Origin of the sequence: Micromonospora sp. NPDC005206, from assembly GCF_040608175.1 — a bacterium.
In the GTDB taxonomy this organism is placed as follows: Bacteria; Actinomycetota; Actinomycetes; order Mycobacteriales; family Micromonosporaceae; genus Micromonospora.
Map to the genome: position 1 here is coordinate 1 of NZ_JBEXHU010000061.1, position 5,735 is coordinate 5,735.

General features: G+C 67.1%; 7 protein-coding genes and 1 pseudogene. 4 read left to right on the forward strand and 4 right to left on the reverse strand.

Annotated elements, in window-relative coordinates:
* Positions 1 to 93: 93 nt before the first annotated feature.
* Positions 94 to 423: pseudogene (locus ABZU69_RS36715) on the reverse strand (PhzF family phenazine biosynthesis isomerase); the annotation flags it as partial.
* Positions 424 to 798: 375 nt separating this feature from the next.
* On the opposite strand from ABZU69_RS36715, the gene ABZU69_RS36720 reads away from it, so the two are divergent.
* Genes ABZU69_RS36720 through ABZU69_RS36730 form a run of 3 tightly spaced genes read left to right on the forward strand, consistent with a single transcriptional unit; the run spans position 799 to position 2,270 of the window.
* Positions 799 to 1,140, forward strand: coding sequence for a metalloregulator ArsR/SmtB family transcription factor (locus ABZU69_RS36720; protein ID WP_354968811.1), 342 nt, complete (start codon positions 799 to 801; stop codon positions 1,138 to 1,140).
* A gap of 3 nt (positions 1,141 to 1,143) precedes the next feature.
* The gene (locus tag ABZU69_RS36725; protein ID WP_354968812.1) at positions 1,144 to 1,650 is read left to right on the forward strand and encodes an SRPBCC family protein; all 507 of its coding nucleotides are present in this window, start codon (positions 1,144 to 1,146) and stop codon (positions 1,648 to 1,650) included.
* Positions 1,650 to 2,270, forward strand: coding sequence for a dihydrofolate reductase family protein (locus tag ABZU69_RS36730; protein ID WP_354968813.1), 621 nt, complete (start codon positions 1,650 to 1,652; stop codon positions 2,268 to 2,270). Before ABZU69_RS36725 ends, ABZU69_RS36730 begins: the two co-directional genes overlap by 1 nt.
* A gap of 123 nt (positions 2,271 to 2,393) precedes the next feature.
* Here the strand turns inward: ABZU69_RS36730 and ABZU69_RS36735 are convergent, their stop codons facing one another.
* The gene (locus ABZU69_RS36735; protein WP_354968814.1) at positions 2,394 to 2,585 is read right to left on the reverse strand and encodes a hypothetical protein; all 192 of its coding nucleotides are present in this window, start codon (positions 2,583 to 2,585) and stop codon (positions 2,394 to 2,396) included.
* A 546-nt stretch (positions 2,586 to 3,131) separates the two neighbouring features.
* Between ABZU69_RS36735 and ABZU69_RS36740 the strand changes: the two genes are divergently transcribed.
* A complete protein-coding gene (locus tag ABZU69_RS36740) occupies positions 3,132 to 3,794 on the forward strand; it encodes a Type 1 glutamine amidotransferase-like domain-containing protein (RefSeq protein WP_354968815.1) in 663 nt (220 codons plus the stop codon).
* Positions 3,795 to 3,976: 182 nt separating this feature from the next.
* Here ABZU69_RS36740 and coaD read toward each other — a convergent pair whose 3' ends face one another.
* Positions 3,977 to 4,435: a pantetheine-phosphate adenylyltransferase gene (coaD, locus tag ABZU69_RS36745; protein WP_354968816.1), complete on the reverse strand. Its 459-nt coding sequence runs from the start codon at positions 4,433 to 4,435 to the stop codon at positions 3,977 to 3,979.
* 509 nt (positions 4,436 to 4,944) lie between these two features.
* The gene (locus ABZU69_RS36750; RefSeq protein ID WP_354968817.1) at positions 4,945 to 5,349 is read right to left on the reverse strand and encodes a hypothetical protein; all 405 of its coding nucleotides are present in this window, start codon (positions 5,347 to 5,349) and stop codon (positions 4,945 to 4,947) included.
* Positions 5,350 to 5,735 lie beyond the last annotated feature (386 nt).

Below are 5,735 nucleotides of genomic sequence, written 5' to 3' on the forward strand. Positions count from 1 at the left end.
ACCATCTACCGGAGACCTCACTGCGTATCGATCACCGACACGCCACAACCCTGATCAAGGTCGACCGCCAGCCCCCGCTATGAAACACGGCCTAGTGCCGTCCGCCTGCACCTTGGTGGAGACCTCGACCAGGCCGGCGCGGGTGTCCAGATACAGAACTCCCGGACCGTGCCGCTCGGCGTAGGCAACTGCCGACGCGATGGTCGCGTGGCCGCAGAACGGGACCTCTGCCTTCGGGCTGAAATAGCGCACCTTGAAATGCCCATTCCCGCCAGGCACGAGGAACGCCGTTTCGGAGTACCCGACATCGGCCGCCACCCGCTGCATCTCCGCGTCGCCGAGCCCGGTGGCATCCAGCACAACACCAGCCGGGTTGCCGCCGGCTGGATCGGCACTGAACGCGGCGTACCGCAGGATCTCCATGATCACGATCATAGGGTGGCGCCTCACCAAATTCGAGTGCCAATCCACCCGTCACGCCGCAAGAGCAGCCCGTCACCCGGCATCCGCACATGCCGCTGACAGCGCGTCGGAGACGACCGGATCTGCCGAGAACCGGGCTGACGCGCCGCTACCGTCGCGTCCAACGATCATTGGCGCCATCGCCCCGATCGATGACGGCGTGCGTGACGACAGAGACGTGATCATCCACCAGCTGCCGTAGCTCGACGACGGGGAGCAATGATCAGAACCTGTGGATGGTCCTCGCCGCTGACAAGGGTCACGATCGTCGTCTCACAAGACCCGCTTGATTCCTCTCGGCATGACGCATGCTGTTATGGGTATATGATGGTTGCCATGGCACGAGCAGCGACGACGTCGGACGTCTTCAACGCGATCGCTGAGCCGCAGCGCCGAGAGATCCTGGTACTGCTGCGGGCGGGTGAGCGGTCGGTGACCGAGTTGGCGCAGGAGCTGGGGATGACCCAGCCGGGGGCGTCCAAACACCTGCGGGTGCTCCGGGAGGTCGGGCTGGTGCGGGACCGCAAGGCAGGCAAGCAGCGCCTGTACGGCCTTGACGCCCGCGGGCTGCGACCGGTTCACGAGTGGATCGGCGGGTTCGAGCGGTTCTGGAACGAGAGCTTCGACCGGCTGGACGCGTACGTGCAGGACCTCAAGCAGGCAAGGCAGGAGGAGTAGCTGATGAGCGCGACGGGACGAGTAGCGCCGGCGCAGTCCGCGACGGCCGACCGCGAGATCGTGATCTCGCGGGTCATCAATGCCCCACGGGAGCTGGTGTTCGAGGCGTTCACCGAGGTGCGGCACCTGTCGCGGTGGTGGGGACCGGAGGGGTTCACCACCACCACGCGGGCGTTCGAGTTCCGCGTCGGCGGGGAGTGGGACTTCGTGATGCACGGACCGGACGGGACGGACTACCAGGAGTGGATCTCCTGGAACGAGATCGCCCCGCCGGAGCGGATCGCGCTACTGCACGGTGAGTCCCGCGGCGACCCGAACGCCTTCGAGTCGGTCTTGACGTTCGCGCCCGACGGTGTGGCGACCCGGATCGAGATGCGCACGGTTTTCCCCACCAAGGAGCTGCGCGACGAGGCGGTCGAGAAGTACCACGCGATCGAGGGCGGCCAGCAGACCCTGAGCAACCTGGCGGCCTACGTCACCGAGATCGTTCGGAAGGGAGTTGAGGGCTGATGGCCGGGAAGGTGTTCTTCAGCGTGTCGATGTCGCTGGACGGGTTCATCGCGCCCGAGTCCCTCGAGGACTTGATGGGGCAGCAGTGGATGGAACTGCAGCAGTGGATCTTCCCGCAGCGGTTCATCCGGGAGAACCTGAAGCTCGGCGAGGGCGGCGCGGAGGGGCGCGACAACGACATCGTGCGGGAGACGTTCGAGCGCGCCGGCGCGAGCGTGATGGGCAAGCGCATGTTCGACGCCGGCGAGCAGGCGTGGCCGGAGGAGGCACCGTTCCACACGCCGGTCTTCGTCGTGACGCACGAGAAGCGTGACCCCTGGGAGCGGCCGGGCGGGACCACCTTCCACTTCGTCAACGACGGCATCGAGCCCGCGCTCGACCAGGCCCGCGAGGCCGCCGGCGACCGGGACGTCCGCATCGCGGGCGGCGGCGCAACGATCCTGGAGTACGTGAACGCCGGCCTGATCGACGAGTTCTCGATCGCGCTCTCACCCGTGCTGTTCGGCTCCGGAATCCGCCTGTTCGAGGGCGTGGACGCGGGCCGCGTGGCCCTGGAGCCAGTCCGCGCAGAGCCGACGCAACGGGTGACCCACCTGACCTACGCAGTCCGGGAGCGGTAACTGTCTCGACCTCAGCGCTCCCCGCCGAGGTCAGCAGCGCGGTGAGATCCCCGACGCTCTGAGCGTCAGGAAGGGCGAGCGTTCGGGCCGCGATCTCGGCCGCGCGCTCCTCCGGAAGGGACCTCACGGCGTTGTTGTGGAACTTCCTCGCCAGCTCCTCGTCGGACACGGGTTGCCGAGGCCGCCGCGGTTGACCTCGACGCGGGCCTCGAGTTCCTCGGCCGTGCGGGTGGTCACGCGCAGGACGGCGGGGAAGGCGTGCGAGAACGACGCGCTGCAGCGCTCGTCCTCGACGCAGCGCACCAGGGCGGCCACGGCGAGGCGGCGGGGGTCACGGGCGGCGGCGGCGCGGCGACCGTGTAGGGGCCGCTGAACGCCGCGTGGTACCCCGAGGCCGGCCGTGCCTTGGCCTCGGGTGGCTCGGCGATCGTGCGCAGGACGGGCTTGCGCCGCGACCATAACACCGAGAAAGAAGGCGCCAGCTCAGCCGTCAGGGTAGTGCGCAGGTCGCAGAAGCGTCCGCCTCAGCACGACGGCGCATTTCGCCACTCGGCGGACGCCAACGCATCCGGATTTGCCGCCGTCCGTACATGCTGACTGATCAAGAGCGGCCACGGTCGGTAGGTGGCCTGAGTCGAGCGGGCATCCTGAACTGCCGATGAGCGGTCGCCGCGACATGCGCATCCTGCGTGCGTCGGTCGGGCGCACGTGCTGTGCGGGTAGGACCGGGTGGAGGATTAGTGGGCAATCGCACCCGGCGACCTGAGGGACCTCTGAAGAGGTTGCTCGACCTCCGATGAGTTCCAGCACGGTCCCGGGTCTTAGGCACATCCACCCTCCGCGCGTGAATCTGGAGGCACCTTGAAGCTCCTGCTTACGTCAGGCGGCGTCACGAACCCAAGCATCCACTCGGCGCTCGTGCAGCTCCTCGGCAAGCCGATCGCCGAGTGCCACGCCCTCTGCGTCCCGACAGCACAATGGGGTCACCCGATGTGCGGTCCGAAATCGGTGCGGGGCTTCGTAGCCGCCGAGCCCGTGTTTCAGTACCTGTCCGGCCTGGGTTGGGCATCGCTCGGCGTCCTCGAGCTCACCGCACTGCCCACCATCGGCGCGGAGCGATGGGTCCCCTGGGTCCGGGAGGCCAACGTTCTCCTGGTCGACGGCGGCGACGCGACGTACCTGTGCCACTGGATGCGGGAGTCCGGGCTGGCCGATCTGCTGCCATCGCTGCCCGACACGGTCTGGGTGGGAGTGAGTGCCGGAAGCATGGTGATGACGCCCCGGATCGGAACGTACTTCGTCGAGTGGCCGTCCGCACCGGACGACCGCACCCTGGGAGTCGTCGACTTCTCGATCTTCCCGCACCTGGACGCTTTCCCAACAAACACCCTGGCCGACGCAGAGCGGTGGGCCGCCGAAATCGGTGTCCCGGCCTACGCCATCGACGAACAGACGGCCATCAAGGTCGTCGACGGCTCGGTCGAGGTGGTCTCCGAAGGGCAATGGAAGAAGTTCGGGTCATAGCCGCCCGGCATCCGTGACGTCGCGTCGTTGGACGTGACCCATCGACTTGCAGCATTTCCGAGAGCGCCTGCCCATGTCGCAGGTCGCGTGCGCTCTCGGATCTGCCGCCGACTGTGCGCGGATCTGCCGAGAAGAGTGCATCCCACCTCGAGGCGTTGCCACCGTTCCGGTACCCCTGGGGGTCACTCTTCAGCGTTCAGGGACGGACGGGCCGACTGTGCCGAGCGGTATGCGCGTGCGACCGTGGACGAAGTGGCGGCCAGCTGCGGACGGGACGGCAACCAGACGGTCTGAATGCCGAGTTGCTCGTTCATCGCAGCGAGCTGGTACTCATGGCGAAGGTCCGCAGCCGTACGTAGGCCGCGGACGATGACCGTGGCGCCGCGGCGCAGGCAGTAGGCGGTGGTCAGGCCGGTCCAGGTGTCCACCTCGACATTGCCCCAGGCTGCCGGCATGGCGTCGCGCACGCGTACGGCCCTGGTCGTGGCCTCGGCGGTTGGTCGCTTGTCGGCGTTCACCGCCAGCAACACGATGATCTGGTCGAACATCACCCGGGCACGGGCCACCAGGTCGCGGTGCCCCGCGGTGAATGGATCGAACGTACCGGGATAGACCGCCAACGAACCGCGTACCGGCACCACTCCACGATCCGACGTAGCCGTCACCGCGACTCCAACCACATGGCCACGATCATCCCAGCCGTACATCCGCGCCGACCACGCTCAGCGCCACCTCCGTGCTGCTCTTTCTGCGAACCGCCGCGCGCCCTGCCTCAAAGGCGCCCGCAACCATCTATTGGGTCGAGCTCGACGACCGCGTTTGGACCATCCGAACAGCGGCCGGTCAGGTGCATGTCGAGCCCGGCGAACCCAGCAGGGCAGACGCATGCCTCCGCGCTGACCCGGCCGCGCTCGACGCTGCCGTGTCCGACGGGAGCGTCGTCGCCGCAGGCGACCTGTCGGCTCTTCGCCGGCTCTTGCAGGCAGCCACCATCCCGTCTCCCGCCGCCGGGTAGCCACATCAACGACCACCGCACCGCACCCTCATGCCGCGATCCGCGCGCTACCCAGCGTTACGGTGAACCGGCGCGGTCGACGCTCGGACATGCCGATGAGCGGTCATTCGGTTGATCGCCTCGTGCCGCGATGACCTATCGTCGGCCGCCGTCGTCGTCGGCCTGCGAAAGCTCAATGGTGAGGTCGCCGGCGAACGAGCCGACGAGCATCCGCCGGTTGCCGACTGTAAAACGGACCTCGACGAGCTCACCGACCTGGTTGTGGCTGGGTACCACATCTGAGACTGGGCCGGTCATCTGATCGATCACCGATCGCGTCATCGCTTCGGGGGGCCAAAGGTAGTCGGGCATTTCGACTTGGGACCGGAGTTCGGCTACCAGTCGCCAATCGGTCCAGACCGTCAGCGTAAGCGACAGACCGTCGGTGAAGACCAGTTGGATCGCCTGGAGGTACCCGTCGGGCTCACATATCTGAGCGATCTCGATGACAGCGCGTGCTCGAACGTTGAGCGCATCCAGACCCTCGGCGAGTATGGCCATCGCTTTCCTTCCGCCAGACGCTGGTCCCAGGATTCCACGATCGCATGACAGCTCAGCGGTCAGACAGCCGCAGGGCAATGCGCTGATCTGCCGCGAGTCGCGCGGTTGTCGCCTCGCGATCATGTCAAGCGTCGTCCGAGGCCACGACGTCAAGCATCACCCGGCGCAGGACAGCCGGCTGCTGGCGTGTGATCCGACAACTGACTTGCGACACAACTCCGCCAACAGATGTGCGACAGGTTCCAGCGATCTAGGGGGCGGCAGGTTGGCCGCCGACGAAACGTCCTGTCATGCCGATGAGCGCGCAGTTGGTCAACGATCGGGCCGTCCGGGTCCGAGTTGGGCGGACGACCTCATACCTCGGAACTCCCCGGACCTCCTACTCT